17 protein-coding genes are annotated in these 17376 nt (G+C 60.9%); 11 read left to right on the forward strand and 6 right to left on the reverse strand.

What is annotated here, in order from left to right:
• Nucleotides 1-30 precede the first annotated feature (30 nt).
• Both prpB and HRH33_RS20220 read right to left on the reverse strand, forming a co-directional pair.
• On the reverse strand, nt 31-924 hold the full coding sequence (prpB, locus tag HRH33_RS20215; RefSeq protein ID WP_034099732.1) for a methylisocitrate lyase: 894 nt from the start codon (nt 922-924) through the stop codon (nt 31-33).
• Nucleotides 921-1643 carry a GntR family transcriptional regulator gene (locus tag HRH33_RS20220; RefSeq protein ID WP_034099733.1) on the reverse strand — a complete coding sequence of 241 codons (723 nt, stop codon included), beginning with the start codon at nt 1641-1643 and terminating at the stop codon, nt 921-923. Before HRH33_RS20220 ends, prpB begins: the two co-directional genes overlap by 4 nt.
• Before the next feature lie 268 nt (nt 1644-1911).
• Between HRH33_RS20220 and rloA the strand changes: the two genes are divergently transcribed.
• From rloA to pabB, 4 genes are all read left to right on the forward strand, one after another.
• Entirely contained in the window at nt 1912-2448 is a 537-nt protein-coding gene (gene rloA, locus HRH33_RS20225) for a retropepsin-like aspartic peptidase RloA (protein ID WP_034099734.1), read from the forward strand.
• A gap of 5 nt (nt 2449-2453) precedes the next feature.
• On the forward strand, nt 2454-3986 hold the full coding sequence (rloB, locus tag HRH33_RS20230) for an osmotic stress tolerance membrane protein RloB (RefSeq protein WP_034099735.1): 1533 nt from the start codon (nt 2454-2456) through the stop codon (nt 3984-3986).
• Nucleotides 3986-4972 carry an alpha-L-glutamate ligase-like protein gene (locus HRH33_RS20235; protein ID WP_034099736.1) on the forward strand — a complete coding sequence of 329 codons (987 nt, stop codon included), beginning with the start codon at nt 3986-3988 and terminating at the stop codon, nt 4970-4972. The genes rloB and HRH33_RS20235 overlap by 1 nt, the downstream gene beginning before the upstream one ends.
• A gap of 99 nt (nt 4973-5071) precedes the next feature.
• Nucleotides 5072-6415 (forward strand): aminodeoxychorismate synthase component I, encoded by a 1344-nt coding sequence (gene pabB / locus HRH33_RS20240; protein WP_167416847.1) that lies wholly within the window; start codon nt 5072-5074, stop codon nt 6413-6415.
• Nucleotides 6416-6519: 104 nt separating this feature from the next.
• Here the strand turns inward: pabB and thrH are convergent, their stop codons facing one another.
• Nucleotides 6520-7137, reverse strand: coding sequence for a bifunctional phosphoserine phosphatase/homoserine phosphotransferase ThrH (gene thrH, locus HRH33_RS20245; protein WP_034114837.1), 618 nt, complete (start codon nt 7135-7137; stop codon nt 6520-6522).
• Between the two features lie 151 nt (nt 7138-7288).
• Here thrH and HRH33_RS20250 point away from each other — a divergent pair, with 151 nt between their 5' ends.
• The 3 genes from HRH33_RS20250 to HRH33_RS20260 all read left to right on the forward strand — a co-directional run bounded on the left by HRH33_RS20250 (nt 7289) and on the right by HRH33_RS20260 (nt 10763).
• On the forward strand, nt 7289-8023 hold the full coding sequence (locus tag HRH33_RS20250; RefSeq protein WP_034138967.1) for a phosphoadenylyl-sulfate reductase: 735 nt from the start codon (nt 7289-7291) through the stop codon (nt 8021-8023).
• A 468-nt stretch (nt 8024-8491) separates the two neighbouring features.
• Nucleotides 8492-10021: an NCS1 family nucleobase:cation symporter-1 gene (locus HRH33_RS20255; RefSeq protein WP_123478838.1), complete on the forward strand. Its 1530-nt coding sequence runs from the start codon at nt 8492-8494 to the stop codon at nt 10019-10021.
• A gap of 13 nt (nt 10022-10034) precedes the next feature.
• The gene (locus HRH33_RS20260; RefSeq protein ID WP_123478837.1) at nt 10035-10763 is read left to right on the forward strand and encodes an aspartate/glutamate racemase family protein; all 729 of its coding nucleotides are present in this window, start codon (nt 10035-10037) and stop codon (nt 10761-10763) included.
• 13 nt (nt 10764-10776) lie between these two features.
• On the opposite strand, the gene HRH33_RS20265 is transcribed toward HRH33_RS20260, so the two are convergent.
• Nucleotides 10777-11700 (reverse strand): LysR family transcriptional regulator, encoded by a 924-nt coding sequence (locus HRH33_RS20265; RefSeq protein ID WP_034138969.1) that lies wholly within the window; start codon nt 11698-11700, stop codon nt 10777-10779.
• Between the two features lie 126 nt (nt 11701-11826).
• On the opposite strand from HRH33_RS20265, the gene HRH33_RS20270 reads away from it, so the two are divergent.
• Nucleotides 11827-12573, forward strand: coding sequence for a 3-oxoacyl-ACP reductase family protein (locus HRH33_RS20270; RefSeq protein WP_167416846.1), 747 nt, complete (start codon nt 11827-11829; stop codon nt 12571-12573).
• 48 nt (nt 12574-12621) lie between these two features.
• On the opposite strand, the gene HRH33_RS20275 is transcribed toward HRH33_RS20270, so the two are convergent.
• Nucleotides 12622-13308, reverse strand: coding sequence for an HAD-IA family hydrolase (locus HRH33_RS20275; protein ID WP_034099744.1), 687 nt, complete (start codon nt 13306-13308; stop codon nt 12622-12624).
• A gap of 164 nt (nt 13309-13472) precedes the next feature.
• Here HRH33_RS20275 and HRH33_RS20280 point away from each other — a divergent pair, with 164 nt between their 5' ends.
• The 3 genes from HRH33_RS20280 (at nt 13473) to HRH33_RS20290 (ending at nt 15603) form a co-directional block, all read left to right on the forward strand.
• Entirely contained in the window at nt 13473-14051 is a 579-nt protein-coding gene (locus HRH33_RS20280) for a DUF4337 domain-containing protein (protein ID WP_034114842.1), read from the forward strand.
• 114 nt (nt 14052-14165) lie between these two features.
• Nucleotides 14166-14501 carry a hypothetical protein gene (locus HRH33_RS20285; RefSeq protein ID WP_034099746.1) on the forward strand — a complete coding sequence of 112 codons (336 nt, stop codon included), beginning with the start codon at nt 14166-14168 and terminating at the stop codon, nt 14499-14501.
• Nucleotides 14502-14562: 61 nt separating this feature from the next.
• Nucleotides 14563-15603, forward strand: coding sequence for a DMT family transporter (locus HRH33_RS20290; protein ID WP_167416845.1), 1041 nt, complete (start codon nt 14563-14565; stop codon nt 15601-15603).
• A 30-nt stretch (nt 15604-15633) separates the two neighbouring features.
• Here HRH33_RS20290 and HRH33_RS20295 read toward each other — a convergent pair whose 3' ends face one another.
• Entirely contained in the window at nt 15634-17199 is a 1566-nt protein-coding gene (locus HRH33_RS20295) for a sensor domain-containing diguanylate cyclase (RefSeq protein WP_167416844.1), read from the reverse strand.
• Between the last annotated feature and the right edge of the window lie 177 nt (nt 17200-17376).

A 17376-nucleotide genomic window follows, 5' to 3' on the forward strand; every position in this document is an offset into this window, starting at 1 on the left:
AATTTTGTAGTTATCTGGGAGGCGCTGCGCTTATTTCTTGGCGGCGAACAGCGCGTCGAGCTTCTGCTCGAAGGTGTGGTAGTCGATGCGATCGTAAAGCTCCATGCGGGTTTGCATGGTGTCGATCACATTCTGTTGAGTGCCGTCGCGACGGATCGCGGTGTACACGTTTTCGGCGGCCTTGTTCATGGCACGGAAGGCCGAGAGCGGGTACAGCACCAGGGAAACATCCGCAGATTTCAACTGTTCGGTGGTGTACAGCGGGGTCGCGCCGAATTCGGTGATATTGGCCAGGATCGGCGCTTTCACCCGCGCGGCGAACAGTTTGTACATCTCAAGCTCGGTGATTGCTTCCGGGAACACCATATCAGCGCCGGCTTCGATGCACGCTGCGGCACGCTCCAGAGCGGACTCCAGGCCCTCGACGGCCAGGGCATCGGTGCGCGCCATGATCACGAAGCTGTCATCGGTGCGCGCATCCACGGCAGCCTTGATGCGGTCGACCATTTCCTGTTGGGACACGATTTCTTTGTTCGGACGATGGCCGCAGCGCTTGGCCCCGACCTGGTCCTCGATATGGATGGCGGCCGCGCCGAACTTGATCATCGACTTGACGGTGCGCGCCACGTTGAACGCCGAGGAGCCGAAACCGGTGTCCACGTCCACCAGCAGCGGCAGGTCGCACACGTCGGTGATGCGGCGCACGTCGGTCAGCACGTCATCCAGGCCGGTGATGCCCAGGTCCGGCACGCCCAGGGAGCCGGCGGCCACCCCGCCGCCCGAGAGGTAGATGGCCTTGAAGCCGGCGCGCTTGGCCAGCAGCGCATGGTTGGCGTTGATCGTGCCGACCACCTGCAAGGGGTGCTCACTGGCCACCGCATCACGGAAACGCTGGCCTGGGGTGCTGTTATTGTTGGAACTCATGACTCACCTCGCTGAGTGGCTGTCTGGGTGGCGCCGTCGGGGAAATGACGGGCGATATTGCGCTTGGAGGCGCCGATATGCCGGCGCATCAATAATTCGGCCAGTTCGCCGTCGCGGTCGGCAATCGCGTCCAGAATGCGATGGTGCTCGGCAAATGCCTGGCGTGGACGGTTGGGCGTGGCGGAAAACTGGATGCGGTACATGCGCACCAATTGGTACAGCTCGCCGCAAAGCATCTGGGTCAGGGTGCGGTTACCCGCGCCTTGAATGATGCGGTAATGGAAATCGAAGTCGCCTTCCTGCTGGTAATAGCCGACACCGGCCTGGAACGCCGCATCCCGCTCATGGGTATGCAGCACCTGGCGCAACTCTTCGATCTCGGCGTCGGTCATGCGCTCGGCCGCCAGGCGACAGGCCATGCCTTCCAGGGATTCGCGGATTTCGTACAGCTCGATCAGCTCGGCATGGCTGAGCGAAACCACCCGCGCGCCCACATGGGGCACCCGCACCAGCAGGCGCTGGCCTTCCAGGCGATGGATCGCTTCACGCAGCGGGCCGCGGCTGATGCCGTAGGTGCGCGCCAGTTCCGGCTCGGAGATCTTACTGCCGGGGGCGATCTCACCTTTGACGATGGCGGCCTGGATACGCCGAAAGACGTTCTCCGACATTGTTTGGGAGTCGTCCGACGCCACCGTCGGAAGCTCTGCTTGAACCCGCATATTGTCGACACCTTTAAAACCAATGCGGCAAAAACTAGCCAATAGACCGCAGCTAGTCAAAGAATAAATGCACATTGTCGACAATCGTCTAATAACCTCCCTGCGATTGCGCACAACATGGCCGGCTGCCAGCGCTGGCGTCAGAAAAGCATCATGCTAGAATGCCCGCCGCCTTTGCCTGACGTCTTTTGATGAAAGGGCGTACCAGAGATTGCGCAGTCATGCCAGTCGCCATGAATGAACATCGCACTGCACTGCCTCAGGATCTATGACACTCAAGCCCCTCCCCCTATTGTTTTGCCTGCTGGCCATCCCAAGCCTTGGCGCTGCCGCCGAGAAGACTGTGTATGGCCTCAACGAATACGCCCAACTGGCCGGCATCGACCTGGAAGTCGCCGCCAAACTGGACACCGGCGCCAAGACCGCCTCCCTCAGCGCCCGCGATATCAAACGCTTCAAGCGCAACGGTGAGTCTTGGGTGCGCTTCTACCTGGCGATCGACACTGCCCACTCCCACCCCATCGAACGCCCCCTGGCCCGGGTCAGCAAAATCAAGCGCCGCGCCGGTGACTACGACCCCGATGAGGACAAGAACTACACCGCCCGCCCGGTGATTGCCCTGGATATCTGCATGGGCACCGCTTTACGCAGCATCGAAGTGAACTTGACTGACCGCAGCGCTTTCCAATATCCGCTGCTGATTGGCTCCGAAGCGCTCAAACGCTTTGATGCGCTGGTCGATCCGAGTCTTAAATATGCAGCAGGCAAACCCGCCTGCGCCGCCGACGCTCATACCGCCGAGTAAACCGAATGCGCTCTCTGACCCTGCACCTGAAAATCCTCATCACCCTTTTGGTGGTGCTGGGCATTTCGGTCACCGCCTACCAAATCTTCGTGCTGGGCATCCCCGTGACCGAAGACGCCACGGACGACCTGTGGAACATCGACGCCAAGGTCGAGTTCGTGGCCAGCCCCAAGGACCCGGTCAAGATCCAGATGTTCGTGCCGCCCCTGAGCCGCGACTTCGTCAGCCTCAACGAGAGTTTCATCTCCAATAACTACGGGGTCAGCGTCAACCGCATCGACGGCAACCGCAAGGTCACCTGGTCGGCGCGCCGGGCCAAGGGCAACCAGACCCTCTACTACCGTTTGGTGCTGACCAAGCGTTACAGCGGCGAAAAAACCAAGATCAAAGGCCCGACCTTCCGTGACAGCATCGCCGTGGAAGGCCCGGAGAAAATTGCCGCCGAAGCCCTGCTCGCGCCGATCCGCCAGCACTCGGCCGACGTCGAGACCTTTATCACCGAAGCCATCAAGCGCACCAACAACCTCAACGACGACAACGTGAAGCTGCTGCTGGCTGGCGACCCGTCCACGCCGCACAAGGCCAAGATCGTCGAACTGCTGCTGTCCATCGCCCATGTGCCGGTGGAAAAGGTCCACACCATCCGCCTGGTCGCCGACCAGCCGCAAACCCCGGAACTGTGGCTGCGCAGCTTCAACGGCAACGACTGGCTGTACTTCAACCCGGAAACCGGCGAACAGGGCCTGCCCGCCGACCGCCTGCTGTGGTGGACCGGCGATGAAAACCTGATCACCGTCGATGGCGGCAAGAAAGCCATGGTCACCTTCAGCCTCAACAACAGCGAAATGAACGCCATTCGCCTGGCCAAGCTGACCGACGAGAACACCGACGCCAATTTCCTCGAATACTCGCTGTACGGCCTGCCGCTGCAGACCCAGCAGACCTTTATGATCATGGTGATGATCCCGATCGGCGTGCTGGTGATCCTGATCCTGCGCAACCTGATCGGCCTGCAGACCCTGGGCACCTTCACCCCGGTGCTGATCGCCCTGGCGTTCCGCGAAACACAGCTGGGTTTCGGGATTGTGCTGTTCACCATCATCACGGCGCTGGGGCTGTCCCTGCGTTCGTACCTGGAACACTTGAAACTGCAGATGTTGCCGCGCTTGTCGGTGGTGCTGACGTTCGTGGTGGTACTGATCGCCGCAATCAGTCTGTTCAGCCACAAGCTGGGCCTGGAGCGCGGCTTGTCGGTGGCGCTGTTCCCGATGGTGATCCTGACCATGACCATCGAACGCCTGTCGATCACCTGGGAAGAACGCGGCGCCAGCCATGCAATGAAAGTGGCGATCGGTACGCTGTTCGCCGCATCCCTTGCGCACATCATCATGAGCGTGCCGGAGCTGATCTACTTCGTATTTACCTTCCCGGCGATCCTGCTGATCTTGGTGGGCTTCATGCTGGCCATGGGTCGTTATCGCGGCTACCGCCTGACCGAACTGGTGCGGTTCAAGGCCTTCCTCAAGGCTGACTCGTAATGTTCGGTTTCTGGAAGACCTGGAAGGCCCTGGAGGCGCGGGGGATCATGGGCATCAACCGGCGTAATGCCGACTACGTGCTCAAGTACAACAAGCGCAGCCTGTACCCCATTGTGGATGACAAGATCATCACCAAGGAACGGGCGCTGGCGGCTGGCATTCATGTGCCGGAAATGTACGGGGTGATCTCCACCGAGAAGGAAATCGACAAGCTCGACGAGATCATCGGCGGGCGCAGCGATTTTGTGATCAAGCCGGCCCAGGGCGCCGGCGGTGACGGCATCCTGGTGGTGGCCGACCGCTTTGAAGGGCGCTACCGCACGGTATCCGGCAAGATCATCAGCCACGAAGAAATCGAACATCAGATTTCCAGCATTCTTACCGGCCTGTACTCCCTGGGCGGCCACCGCGACCGCGCGCTGATCGAATACCGCGTGGTGCCCGACCAGATCTTCAAGAGCATCAGCTACGAAGGCGTGCCGGATATCCGCATCATCGTGCTGATGGGTTACCCGGTAATGGCCATGCTACGGCTGCCGACCCGGCAGTCCGGCGGCAAGGCCAACCTGCACCAGGGCGCAATCGGCGTGGGCGTCGACCTCGCCACCGGCCTGACCCTGCGCGGCACCTGGCTGAACAACATCATCACCAAACACCCGGACACCACCAACGCGGTGGATGGCGTGCAACTGCCCAACTGGGACGGCTTCATGAAGCTCGCAGCGGGCTGCTACGAACTGTGTGGGCTGGGCTATATCGGTGTCGACATGGTGCTCGACCAGGAGAAAGGCCCGCTGATCCTGGAGCTGAACGCGCGGCCGGGGCTGAACATCCAGATCGCCAACGACTGCGGCCTGACCTTGCGCACCCATGCGGTAGAAGCGCGCCTGGAAGAACTCAAGGCTGCCGGCGTGACAGAAACCGTGGAAGAGCGGGTGAAGTTCGTGCAGGCAATGTTCGGGCATATTCCCCCGGTGGAAGGCTGATCCGAACGCTCCATCTGTCTATCCCCGACATCCCCCCTAGGAGCAAATCCTACGGGGGACTACAATCCCCTCCCCCGCGCCCTGGCTGATCCACCCCGCATGTCGACCTGCACCGTTTACCCGCTGCCCTACCGGGCCAACCCCGCCGAGTATTTCGCGGCGATTCGCCACGCGCCCGGCGCGGTACTGCTCGACAGCGGCCGCCCGGCTGCGGACCGCGGCCGCTATGACCTGCTCAGCGCTTGGCCACAAGCCACGTTGACGGTTTCGCCTGATGAAAGCGGCAGCGATTTCCTGCAACGCTTGCGGGAAAACCTCGCGCTGTTGGGTAAGGCAGAGCTTCCGGCCGGATATGAGCTGCCGTTCGCCGGCGGTTTGATCGGTTACCTGAGTTACGACTTTGGCCGGCATTTGGAGCAAATGCCGCACCTGGCGGTGGACGATCTGCATCTGCCGGACGCGCGTTTCGGCCTGTACGCCTGGGCCCTGGTCAGTGATCACCAGGCGCAGACCAGCCAACTGGTGTTCCACCCCGTGCTGGCCGACAGCGAGCGACAGCGCCTGATCGCGCTGTTCAACTCATTACCCAAGGCTGCTGCGGCCACCTTTGCCTTGCAGGGGCCGATGACACCGGACATCAGCGCCGAGGCCTATCGCCAGGCCATCGTGCGTATCCATGACTATATCCAGGCCGGTGACTGCTACCAGGTCAACTTCGCCCAGCGCTTTCGCGCGCCGTGCAGCGGCGATCCCTGGGCCGCTTACTGCGCGCTGCGCGAAGCCTGCCCGACGCCGTTTTCCGGGTTCCAGAGCCTGCCCGACCACGGCGCGGTGCTGAGCCTGTCGCCGGAGCGTTTCGTACACATCAGTGCGCGCCGGGTCGAAACCCGCCCGATCAAAGGCACCCGCCCGCGCGGCCTGACACCCGAAGAAGATGCCGCCCACGCCGCCGAACTGCTGAGCAGCCCCAAGGACCGCGCGGAAAACCTGATGATCGTCGACCTGCTGCGCAACGACCTGGGCCGCACCTGCCGCACCGGCTCGGTCAGCGTGCCGGAATTGTTCAGCCTGGAAAGCTACCCCAATGTGCATCACTTGGTCAGCAGCGTCATCGGCACCCTCGCCGACGACAAGGACGCCCTGGACCTGATCGCCGGCAGCTTCCCTGGCGGCTCCATCACCGGCGCACCGAAAATCCGCGCGATGCAAATCATCGACGAACTGGAACCGACCCGGCGCGGCCTGTACTGCGGCTCGCTGATGTACCTGGACGTACGCGGCGAGATGGACAGCTCGATTGCCATCCGCAGCCTGTTGGTCAAGGACGGGCAAGTGTGCTGCTGGGGTGGCGGCGGGATCGTCGCGGACTCGCAGTGGGAAGCGGAGTATCAGGAATCGTTGACCAAGGTGCGGGTGTTGTTGCGGACGTTGGAAGGGTTGTAGGTGCTGGAAAGTTCATCGGGGCAAGCCCCCTCTCTCCTGGACCTGCTGCATTCAGGTGGGAGGGGGCTTGCCCCCGATTGGGCCTTCAGCCGCGCTGCAAAGCTTTAAAGACTCAACGACCGATTCGACGCCTTGATAAATTCCTGCTTCAACGCCTCGAACGTATGCACCGCCGGAAACTGCGGGAATTCGCGGATCACATTGTCCGGCGCATGGAACAAGATCCCCTGGTCAGCTTCGCCCAGCATGCTGGTGTCGTTGTAGGAATCGCCGGCGGCGATCACGCGGTAGTACAGGCTCTTGAAGGCCAGGACCGACTGACGCTTGGGGTCTTTCTGGCGCAGTTGGTAACTCACCACGCGGTCTGTCTCGTCGGTGATGAGGCGGTGGCACAGCAACGTCGGGAAGCCCAGCTGGCGCATCAGCGGTTGGGAAAATTCGTAGAAGGTGTCGGACAGAATCACCACCTGGAAGCGCTCGCGCAGCCAGTTGACGAACTCGACGGCACCGTCCAGCGGCTTGAGGGTGGCGATCACGGCCTGGATGTCGGCAAGCTTCAGGCCGTGTTCGTCAAGGATGCGCAGGCGCTGTTTCATCAGCACGTCGTAGTCGGGAATGTCCCGGGTGGTGGCCCGCAAGGCTTCGATACCGGTTTTTTCGGCGAAGGCGATCCAGATTTCCGGCACCAGCACCCCTTCCAGGTCAAGACAGGCAATTTCCACAAGACACTCCATTTGGATGTTATTGGTTGAGCGAACAAAAGGCCTGCCGAACTCTAGCGATTCAAGGCTGAAGCCGCAACGCAGGGCGGATTTTGATACCATCGCCCACCTATAGAGCGCTCAGCGCCACTGACCTGCAGGAACCGTGCTGATGAACCAAGCCTTCGATGTCGCTGAACTCGCCGCGACCTATGCCAACAAATCCGCCCAGGATATCCTCAAGCTGGCATTCAGCCAGTTCGGCGACGACCTGTGGATCTCTTTCAGCGGCGCCGAGGATGTGGTGCTGGTGGACATGGCCTGGAAGCTGAACAAGAACGTCAAAGTGTTCAGCCTCGATACCGGCCGCCTGCACCCGGAGACCTACCGGTTTATCGAGCAGGTGCGTGAGTTCTACAAGATCGACATCGAACTGATCTCGCCGGACCAGAGCAAGCTGGAACCCTTCGTCAAGGAAAAGGGCCTGTTCAGTTTTTATAAGGACGGCCACGGCGAATGCTGCGGCATCCGCAAGATCGAACCACTGCGGCGCAAACTCGCCGGTGTCAGCGCCTGGGCCACCGGCCAGCGCCGCGACCAGAGCCCCGGCACACGCAGCCAGGTGGCGGTGCTGGAGATCGACACAGCGTTTTCCACCCCGGAACGCACCTTGTACAAGTTCAACCCGCTGGCGCAGATGAGCAGCGAAGAAATCTGGGGTTATATCCGCATGCTGGAGCTGCCCTACAACAGCTTGCACGAGCGCGGTTTTATCAGCATCGGCTGCGAGCCGTGCACCCGCCCGGTGCTACCGAACCAGCACGAACGCGAAGGGCGTTGGTGGTGGGAAGAAGCCACGCAAAAAGAATGCGGGCTGCACGCCGGGAATATCATCAGCAAGGCCTAAGGGCTGACGCAGTTAAATAGGTGGGAGGGGGCTTGCCCCCGATAACGGTGGATCAGCCAGCTCAGTGGTGACTGACACTGGGCTATCGGGGGCAAGCCCCCTCCCACATTTGTTTTGAGTTTTACTTCTAAATGTACACACAACTGTAACCATAGGTGCCATTTATGTGTGCAATCCTCATAAATTCGCACCATAACGTAACACCTGTTCCGCATCATCCTCCGTACTGGCGAATAGCCCCTCTTCAACAGAAAAATAAATAGCTGTTCAAACGGTCAATTTATATTGCTTTGAATTCAGCCAGTTATTTACCCCACCTCTAAAAACGAAATTACCTATAGTTTTGATATGCCCAAAACTGGCACGCATGTGGCTTAAGCCGAAAAGTGCTTTGTATACAATAAATACAAAACCTACATACACTTTGCCATCCGCGGCGTTGCTGCAGATGCCTTGGAGCCTGCCGGAATGCGTACAAGCCTCTCGAATAACATCGCACTGGATCTGCCCTCCTCCGCCCTGAACAACCCGGCCTCAGATCCTGGCCCGCTGGTACTGAGCCCACGCCTGCACAACAAGGACCTGGCGCCGACCAAGGCGCAAGGCCGCCGCTGGGGGCGCTACAGCATCTTTGCGCTGTGGACCAATGACGTGCATAACATCGCCAACTATTCATTCGCGATCGGCCTATACGCCTTGGGCCTGGGCGGTTGGCAGATTCTGCTGTCCCTGGGCATCGGCGCGGCGCTGGTGTACTTCTTCATGAACCTGTCGGGGTATATGGGGCAAAAAACCGGCGTGCCGTTTCCGGTGATCAGCCGCATCAGCTTCGGCATCCACGGGGCGCAGATTCCAGCGCTGATCCGTGCGGTGATCGCGATTGCCTGGTTCGGTATCCAGACCTACCTGGCCTCGGTGGTTTTCCGCGTACTGCTTACGGCGATTCACCCAGGCTTTGCCGACTACGACCACAACTCGATCCTCGGCCTGTCGACCCTGGGCTGGGTGTGTTTCGTGGCGATCTGGTTCGTGCAACTGGTGATCCTGGCCTACGGCATGGAAATGGTGCGGCGCTATGAAGGGTTCGCAGGCCCCGTGATTTTGCTGACCATGGCCGCGCTGGCCGGTTGGATGTACTTCCAAGTGGACGGCCATATTGCCTGGTCGGTGCGCGAGCCGCTGAGCGGCGGTGAGATGTGGCGCAATATCTTTGCCGGCGGCGCGCTGTGGCTGGCGATCTACGGCACGCTGATCCTCAACTTCTGCGACTTCGCCCGTTCTTCGCCGTGCCGCAAAACCATCGTGGTCGGCAACTTCTGGGGCCTGCCGGTAAATATCCTGGTGTTCGCCGCCATCACCGTGCTGCTGTGCGGCGGGCAGTTTCAACTCAATGGCCGCGTGATCGAGAGCCCCACCGAGATCATCGCAGCGATCCCCAATACCGTGTTCCTGGTGCTCGGTTGCCTGGCGTTCCTGATCGTGACCGTGGCGGTGAATATCATGGCCAACTTTGTGGCGCCGGCCTTCGTACTGAGCAACCTGGCGCCCAAGTACCTGAACTTCCGCCGCGCCGGGCTGATCAGCGCCACGGTGGCGGTGCTGATCCTGCCGTGGAACCTCTACAACAGCCCGCTGGTAATTGTGTACTTCCTTTCGGGCCTGGGCGCACTGCTGGGGCCATTGTACGGCGTGATCATGGTCGATTACTGGCTGATCCGAAAAAGCCAGGTGAACGTACCGCAGCTCTACAGCGAAGACCCGCAAGGCGCTTATTACTACAGCCGCGGGGTCAATTTGCGTGCGGTGGCGGCGTTTATTCCGGCGGCGGTGATCGCCATTCTGCTGGCCCTGCTGCCGGGCTTCGCCAGCGTCTCGCCCTTTTCCTGGTTGTTTGGCGCCGGTATTGCAGGGCTGCTGTACCGGCTGATCGCCAAGCGCCAGCCTTTCTATGCCGATGTCAGCGGCGAAAGCATTGCAGTCGATAACGTCAGTCATTAATCAAGGACACCCCATGCGCATCCTCGTGGTCAACGTCAACACCACCGCTTCCATCACCGACACCATTGCCGAGCAGGCGCGGGCCGTGGCCGCACCGGGCACTGAGATTGTCGGGCTCACCCCGTATTTCGGCGCCGAATCGGTGGAAGGCAATTTCGAAAGCTACCTGGCCGCCATCGCCGTGATGGACCGCGTGATGGCCTATGACCAGCCGTTCGATGCGGTCATCCAGGCCGGCTACGGCGAACATGGGCGCGAGGGCCTGCAGGAGTTGCTCGACGTGCCGGTGGTGGACATCACCGAAGCGGCCGCCAGCACCGCGATGTTCCTTGGCCATGCCTACTCGGTGGTCACCACTCTGGATCGCACCGTGCCGTTGATCGAAGACCGCCTGAAGCTCGCCGGCCTCTCTGCCCGCTGCGCCTCGGTACGCGCCAGTGGCATGGCCGTGCTGGAACTGGAAGAAGACCCGCTGGCCGCCATGGAGGCCATCGTGCGCCAGGCCGAACTGGCCATCCACGAGGACAAGGCCGAAGTGATCTGCCTCGGTTGCGGCGGCATGGCCGGGCTGGATGAGCAGATTCGCCAGCGTACCGGCGTGCCGGTGGTGGACGGCGTAACGGCGGCCGTGACCATTGCCGAATCGCTGGTACGTCTGGGGTTGTCGACCTCGAAGATCAGGACCTATGCCACACCAAGGCCGAAGAAAGTGATCGGTTGGCCGGGGATGTCCGGGCGCTAGGCCCGCGCTTCGATTAAACCGCGCTAAAGCGCTGCCCCAGGCGCTGCTCGGCAAACTGCTCGATGATGAAATCCACAAATGCCCGGGTCTTGCCGGGCAGCAGCTTGTGCTCGGCGTAGTAGATGGAAATATTGCCGTCGTCCACATACCACTCAGGCAGCACCCGTACCACCGCGCCGCTGTCCAGAAACGGCACGGCCATGGGCATGCTCACCAGCGCAATACCCAGGCCCTGGGCGCTGGCGCAGCAGGCGGCTTCGGAGTCGCTCAAGGTCATGCGCGGTTTGAGCGTCAGGGGGCGTTGCTCACGGTCGGGACCGGTCAATTGCCAGGTGCGCACGCGGCCGGTTTGCGGCGAGCGGATCAGGATACCCAGGCAGCGCCCCAGGTCTTCCGGCCCCTGCACCGGCGGGCGTTTGGCCAGGTAATCCGGCGACGCCACCAACACCCGATGAGCCGGCGCTAGTTTGCGCGCCACCACGCCCTGGGGCAGTTCGAAGCCACCACCGATGGCCGCATCGAAGCCTTGGCCGATCAGGTCCACCTGGCGATTATCGAAGTGCCAGTCCGGGCTGATATCCGGGTAGCGTTCAGTGAATCGCCCCAGCAGCGGCATCACATAACGATTACCGAACACCGTGCCCATGCTCACCTTGAGTGTGCCCACCGGCCGCCCCTCGGCGCTGGCCAGGTTGGCCACGGCGTTCTGGATGGTGATAAGGCTTGCGCTGACTTCATCGAGGAACAGCTTGCCGGCTTCGGTGAGAGTCAGGCGCCGCGTGCTGCGCTGAAACAGGCGCACGCCGAGGCGCGCTTCAAGCTTGGCCACGCTTTTGCCCACCGCCGCCGGGGTCAGGCTCAAGTGCCGCGCAGCCTCGGCAAAGCTGCCGCCTTCGGCGCTGCGCACAAAGCATTCGATACTGCCAAAGCTTTCCATACCGCCTCACCCTAAACTTTTGGTTTACACAGACTATAGCAATCACGGTCTACCGGCCTGGGTGAGGCAGGTCGATACTCGGCTGCAACAACAGGGCATACCGCCTTGAACAGACAGGAGATCGACATGACTGCACACAACCTGACCGGCAAAGTCGCCTTGATTCAAGGCGGTTCCCGCGGCATCGGCGCCGCCATCGTCCAGCGTCTGGCCGCCCAAGGGGCCGCCGTCGCCTTTACATACGTCAGCTCGGCGACCAAGGCTGAGGCGTTGCAAAACAGCGTGATCAGCGCAGGCGGCCAAGCCTTGGCCATCCACGCCGACAGCGCCGACGCCACTGCGATCCGCAACGCCGTCAGCGCCACCGTCGAGGCGTTCGGTCGCCTGGATATCCTGGTGAACAACGCCGGCGTGCTGGCCATTGCGCCGCTGGAAGACTTCAAGCTGGAGGACTTCGACCAGACCCTGGCGATCAACGTGCGCAGCGTATTTATTGCCACTCAGGAAGCCGCCAAGCACATGGGCGAAGGCGGCCGTGTGATCAATATCGGCAGCACCAACGCCGAGCGCATGCCCTTCGGCGGCGGCGGACCGTATGCCATGAGCAAGGCCGCGCTGGTGGGGTTGACCAAAGGTTTGGCACGGGACCTGGGCCCACGCGGTATCACCATCAACAACGTGCAACCCGGCCCGGTGGACACCGACATGAACCCAGCCGACAGCGATTTTGCCGAGAGCTTGATCGGCTTGATGGCCATTGGGCGGTACGGGCATGTGGAGGAGATTGCCAGTTTTGTGGCGTATCTGGCGGGGCCAGAGGCCGGGTATATCACCGGTGCCAGCCTGACTATCGACGGTGGTTTCAGCGCCTGAGCCAATAGGGAAGGGGCAAACCCCCTCCCACATTTTGGCCGAGTGTGGTCAGGACATCGGCGGTAAGCCATACGCCGCCAGATCAAAGTCCGCGAGTTTGCGGATGATCTGGTCGGCGTGGTGGTACTTGCTGTCGGCCATGGCTTCATCGGGCACAGCGATGGCGGTCATTTGCGCAGCCTTTGCCGCGGTCACGCCGAACGGCGAATCTTCGAACACCAGGCAATCCTTGGGTTCGACACCCAGACGGCGTGCGGCGGTGAGGAAGATGTCCGGCGCGGGCTTAGCGGCACCGACTTCCGGGTCATCGGCGGTGACGATGGTGTCGAACAACGCAAACCACTCGCGGTGCAAGGTGGTCTTGTGGCCGAACGAATTGCGCGAAGAACTGGTGCCCACAGCAATCGGGATGTTGTGCGCCTTCAAATGCCGAACCAGCGCTTCGGCGCCGGGCATGCCCAATGCCTTGGGAAAACGCTCGCTCATCAACGGTTCGCGGATGCGCAGAAATTCGGCCGGGGTGATCGGCAATTCCAGCGCCTTGACCACATACTCGGCCAGGTCCTGGGCACCCCGCCCGATAATGTGCTGCTTGATCCCCCAGTCATAGGAACGGCCATAGCGCTCGGCAATGATCTGCGTGACTTCGGTGTAGATGCCTTCGGTGTCCAGCAACAATCCGTCCATATCGAAAATCACAGCCTTGATCGGGACAGCAGTACGCGGTGCATTCATCACAACGGATCCTTGGGAGAACGACTAAAAGGGTTCAGCACAATAACGGTGACACCGACACGCGGGCAACTTTTAGGGCGCGGTTGATCCTGCGTCGCGGACAGGATCGCGACAGCTTGGCTGGTGAAGAATCAGTATCCCTCACGCCGTTCACAGACGCCGCCATGTCCGAAGCCTTCGAAGTCCCCAGCCCCCACGAAAAACATATCGAACACACCACCGAACATGCCCACGCCCGAGGGGATAGTTTCGCCAGCCGCATCGCCGTGATGACCGCGTTGATGGCCACCCTCGGCGCCATGCTCAGCTACCAGGCCGGTTCCACCGAGAGTGAAGCGGCGATGGACAAGAACAACGCCGCGATCATCAAGACCGAAGCCGCCAACCAGTGGAATTACTACCAGGCCAAGTCCAGCCGACAAAACCTGGCGGAGCTGGCCACCCATATCCCCGGCGTGGATGCTGCGCATTATCGGGAAGAGATCGAACGCTACAAAAGCCAGAAGGAGGCCGTGCGCCAACAGGCAGAAAAACTTGAAGCCACCTCACGGGAGTGGGATGAAAAATCCGAACAGGCGCTGCATCGGCACCACCGCTGGGCCCAGGCGATGACTGCGATTCAGATCGCGATTTCGTTGGCGGCAATTACCTTGTTGACGAGGAAGGAGTGGTTGAAGCGGCTTTCGTATACGGCCGCAGGCGTGGCCATGGTGCTGGGCGGGCTGGCGTGGCTGCATGTTTAGCCGCGAGGCGTGAACGAGCCTAATCGTTCAGATTCGTTTCAATTCGTCTATGCAGCGATTACAGTACGCGCCCCCAGGAATTGAATCTTGGGCTTTAGACCATGGAGTTACACAGTGAAGTACGTCAGCAAAGTAGTTGCAGCCGCAGTACTCGGTTTCGCCCTGGCCGGCTGCACCGGCACCGCCATCAAATCCCCACAGTACGACAGCAACCAATACACCGTGCTGGGTCACAGTGAAGCCAGCGCCACCGGCATCATGCTGTTCGGCGTGATCCCGATCGGTCAGAACAGCCGTTTCGTCCGCGCACAAGAAGCGGCCATCAAGGCAAAAGGCGGCGACGCTCTGATCAACACCCAAGTGCAGGAAAAGTGGTTCTGGGCCTGGGTGCTCAGCGGTTACACCACCAAGATCTCCGGTGATGTGGTCAAGCTGAAAACCGCACAGTAAATCCCTCGGGCGTTCCCCTGCGCCCGCGACGTATCATGGGCTGACCCTCCGAGGATGGCCCATGAACCTCAGCATCGTTTATGCCCTCTGCGCCGCCGCCCTGTTCGGCGCCAGCACCCCGCTCGCAAAGCACTTCGGCCTGGGCCTCTCGCCCATTCTGCTGGCCGGCCTGCTATACCTCGGCAGTGGCCTCGGCCTCGGCATGGTGCGCCTGATCCGCGATCGCGGATGGCAAAACAGCGGGCTGACACCCCATGAATGGCCCTGGTTGCTCGGCGCCATTCTCTTCGGCGGCATCCTCGGCCCCGTCGCCCTTATGTACGGCCTGACCCGCACCGCCGCCGCAACGGCCTCGTTGATGCTCAACCTGGAATCGGTGCTCACCGCCGTGATCGCCTGGCTGGTGTTCCGAGAAAACGCCGACCGCCGTATCGTCCTGGGGATGATCGCGATCGTGCTGGGCGGCGTGGTGTTGTCATGGTCGGACGGCGCCGGCGCCAGTCACGACTGGACCGGGCCGCTGGCAGTTGCGCTGGCCTGCCTGTGCTGGGGCATCGATAACAACCTGACGCGCAAGGTTTCCGCTTCGGACGCAGTATTTATCGCCGGCATCAAAGGTTTGATCGCCGGGCTGGTGAATACCGGCCTGGCCGTTTACCTCGGCGCGCAATGGCCGGCCACCGTTCAACTGACGCCAATCCTGCTGGTGGGTTTCCTCGGCTACGGCATCAGCCTCGTCCTGTTTGTACTGGCCCTGCGCGGCCTGGGCAGCGCTCGCACCGGGGCGTATTTCTCCACCGCCCCTTTCCTCGGCGCCGCCCTGGCGGTACTGGCGATGGGCGAGTCGGTGTCGATCGCGTTCTGGGTGGCCTCGGCGTTAATGGCGGTAGGCGTGTGGCTGCACCTGACCGAACGCCATGCCCATGAACATCAGCACGAAGCCACGGAACACGGGCACTGGCATGTGCATGACGAACATCATCAGCATGAACATGCGTTTGATTGGGACCCCAATGAGCCACACAGCCATGTGCATGTGCACAGCCCGATCAAGCATAGCCACGCGCATTTTCCGGATGTGCATCATCGCCACAGGCATTGAGGGCCCAACAGCGTGCCGGCTGGTCGCCGTTCAGTCCGACGAGTGCTCAACCACCACGCAATTGCGTCCACTTTGCTTGGCCTGGTACAACAATTGATCGGCTCTTTCGAGCACGGCTGATATCGACTCGCCATTAGGGCACCAAACGGCCACGCCGAGTGAGACAGTGATATGCCCCACGGTCTCGATGCTGGCAGCCTCGATCGAGGCACGCAGGCGTTCAGCGACGTCGGCCGCTGTGTGCAGCGAACTGCCCGGCAATAACAAGACGAACTCCTCGCCCCCCACCCTGCAAGGCAAGTCGTTGGCACGAGAATTCTGCTGCATGAGTTCCGCAATGGCGCGCAGCGTTTGATCCCCCACGCCGTGGCCGAACGTATCGTTGACGCGCTTGAAATGATCGATGTCGACGGAAACCACGGCAAACGCTTTGCCTGTCTCCTGCCACAACGCCAGCACGTCCTGCATGGCCCGGCGGTTGGCCAGCCCCGTCAGTGCATCCGTATGGGCCTGATGATTGAGCTTGCCGATCTTCTCCTGCAACAGGGTCGCGCCCAGCAACAGCGCTCTGCGAATCTGCCAACTTTCGAAATAACGCGCCGGCACTGCACTGATGCGCGCGTAGCTGTCAGGCATGTCCAGCCGTTTGGCACAGTCGGCCAGCCGCGATAATGGGGCCGAGATCCTTGCGCCCAACCACCAGATCAGAACGATCCCGAACAGCGCCAACGGTGCTATACCTTGAGCGACTTTGGTCATCGTCCGGCGCAGAACTGCTTGGATATTCTCCAAGGGCTGCTGCGAGATTACCCCCCAACCGCTGCTGGGCACCCGAGCGAAACCGGCGAGCATTTCCACATCGTGCTCATCCTTAGCTTGTAAGGTGCCTGAGGCCTCGCAGAGCGATGCGCTGGCGATCAAATCCGTGCCCCTGACACTGCCTATCTGCGCAGGATCGCTGTGATAGAGCACCTGGCGCGCAGCGTCGACCAAGTAGAAATGCGCGCCATCCTTGCGCACATTCGTGTCCATGAGGGATTGAAGAGTATTGCTCTGCTCCAACCGGATAGTGCCGCCGATCAAGCCCAGATACTCTCCGCCCGTGTCGAATATGGGTTGAGAGATAAACACCACCAAATTGCCGGAGATCGACCTGAAGGCGTTGCTGATTTTCGGCGTGCGCAGCGTCAAAGGTTCTTTGTGCTGCAACGTGCGGCCATTGAGTTGAAGGTTTTCAGGCGCGGAAGCAATGATGGTACCGTCCGCGCTGGCGACCAGTACGGAGTTGAAGCTGGCGTCCTGCTCAAATAAGCGCTTGGCCTCACGGGTCAAAGCACTTTTGTCGCCAAACGCTTTGCCAATACCCGCTGCACCATATTTCAATTTATCGAGATCGGCGTCCAATACCTGCTCGACGCTGCGGGCGATACGGGCGGCATAGTTTTTATTGACGTCCAGCGCCCCTTCAATCAGTTCCTGCTTCTGAATCTTGAACATGACCCAGAAACTGTTGACCAGGGTCGCAACAGCAGAAAGCAGTACAAAAATAAGAATCAAACTACGAAGGTTGAGCGTGGGCTTCGGTCGAGTGGTCATCTACACAATCCGGGCAAGGCAGAGGTTGTATAACGAACAAGATTAGGTATGAGTCGCCCCACACAGGTAGCCAGACCGATTCGAAGTGAATACCGGCAAGAATACGGGCATCTCAAGCCGAGCTTGGACCCATCAGGCACTTGAGGCATCAAGGGCTTGCGGGATTTGAATGACTGC

Source organism: Pseudomonas rhodesiae, from assembly GCF_013285305.1.
Classification (GTDB): domain Bacteria; phylum Pseudomonadota; class Gammaproteobacteria; order Pseudomonadales; family Pseudomonadaceae; genus Aquipseudomonas; species Aquipseudomonas rhodesiae.

Bases quoted from the DNA above. Each gene is read 5' to 3' on its own strand.
- rloB (WP_034099735.1), top strand. From the start codon at position 2,454: ATGCGCTCTCTGACCCTGCACCTGAAAATCCTCATCACCCTTTTGGTG.
- HRH33_RS20275 (WP_034099744.1), bottom strand. From the start codon at position 13,308: ATGAATGCACCGCGTACTGCTGTCCCGATCAAGGCTGTGATTTTCGAT.
- HRH33_RS20250 (WP_034138967.1), top strand. From the start codon at position 7,289: ATGAACCAAGCCTTCGATGTCGCTGAACTCGCCGCGACCTATGCCAAC.
- HRH33_RS20265 (WP_034138969.1), bottom strand. From the start codon at position 11,700: ATGGAAAGCTTTGGCAGTATCGAATGCTTTGTGCGCAGCGCCGAAGGC.
- HRH33_RS20270 (WP_167416846.1), top strand. From the start codon at position 11,827: ATGACTGCACACAACCTGACCGGCAAAGTCGCCTTGATTCAAGGCGGT.
- HRH33_RS20295 (WP_167416844.1), bottom strand. From the start codon at position 17,199: ATGACCACTCGACCGAAGCCCACGCTCAACCTTCGTAGTTTGATTCTT.
- prpB (WP_034099732.1), bottom strand. From the start codon at position 924: ATGAGTTCCAACAATAACAGCACCCCAGGCCAGCGTTTCCGTGATGCG.
- rloA (WP_034099734.1), top strand. From the start codon at position 1,912: ATGACACTCAAGCCCCTCCCCCTATTGTTTTGCCTGCTGGCCATCCCA.
- pabB (WP_167416847.1), top strand. From the start codon at position 5,072: ATGTCGACCTGCACCGTTTACCCGCTGCCCTACCGGGCCAACCCCGCC.
- HRH33_RS20260 (WP_123478837.1), top strand. From the start codon at position 10,035: ATGCGCATCCTCGTGGTCAACGTCAACACCACCGCTTCCATCACCGAC.
- HRH33_RS20220 (WP_034099733.1), bottom strand. From the start codon at position 1,643: ATGCGGGTTCAAGCAGAGCTTCCGACGGTGGCGTCGGACGACTCCCAA.
- HRH33_RS20255 (WP_123478838.1), top strand. From the start codon at position 8,492: ATGCGTACAAGCCTCTCGAATAACATCGCACTGGATCTGCCCTCCTCC.
- HRH33_RS20290 (WP_167416845.1), top strand. From the start codon at position 14,563: ATGAACCTCAGCATCGTTTATGCCCTCTGCGCCGCCGCCCTGTTCGGC.
- HRH33_RS20235 (WP_034099736.1), top strand. From the start codon at position 3,986: ATGTTCGGTTTCTGGAAGACCTGGAAGGCCCTGGAGGCGCGGGGGATC.
- HRH33_RS20280 (WP_034114842.1), top strand. From the start codon at position 13,473: ATGTCCGAAGCCTTCGAAGTCCCCAGCCCCCACGAAAAACATATCGAA.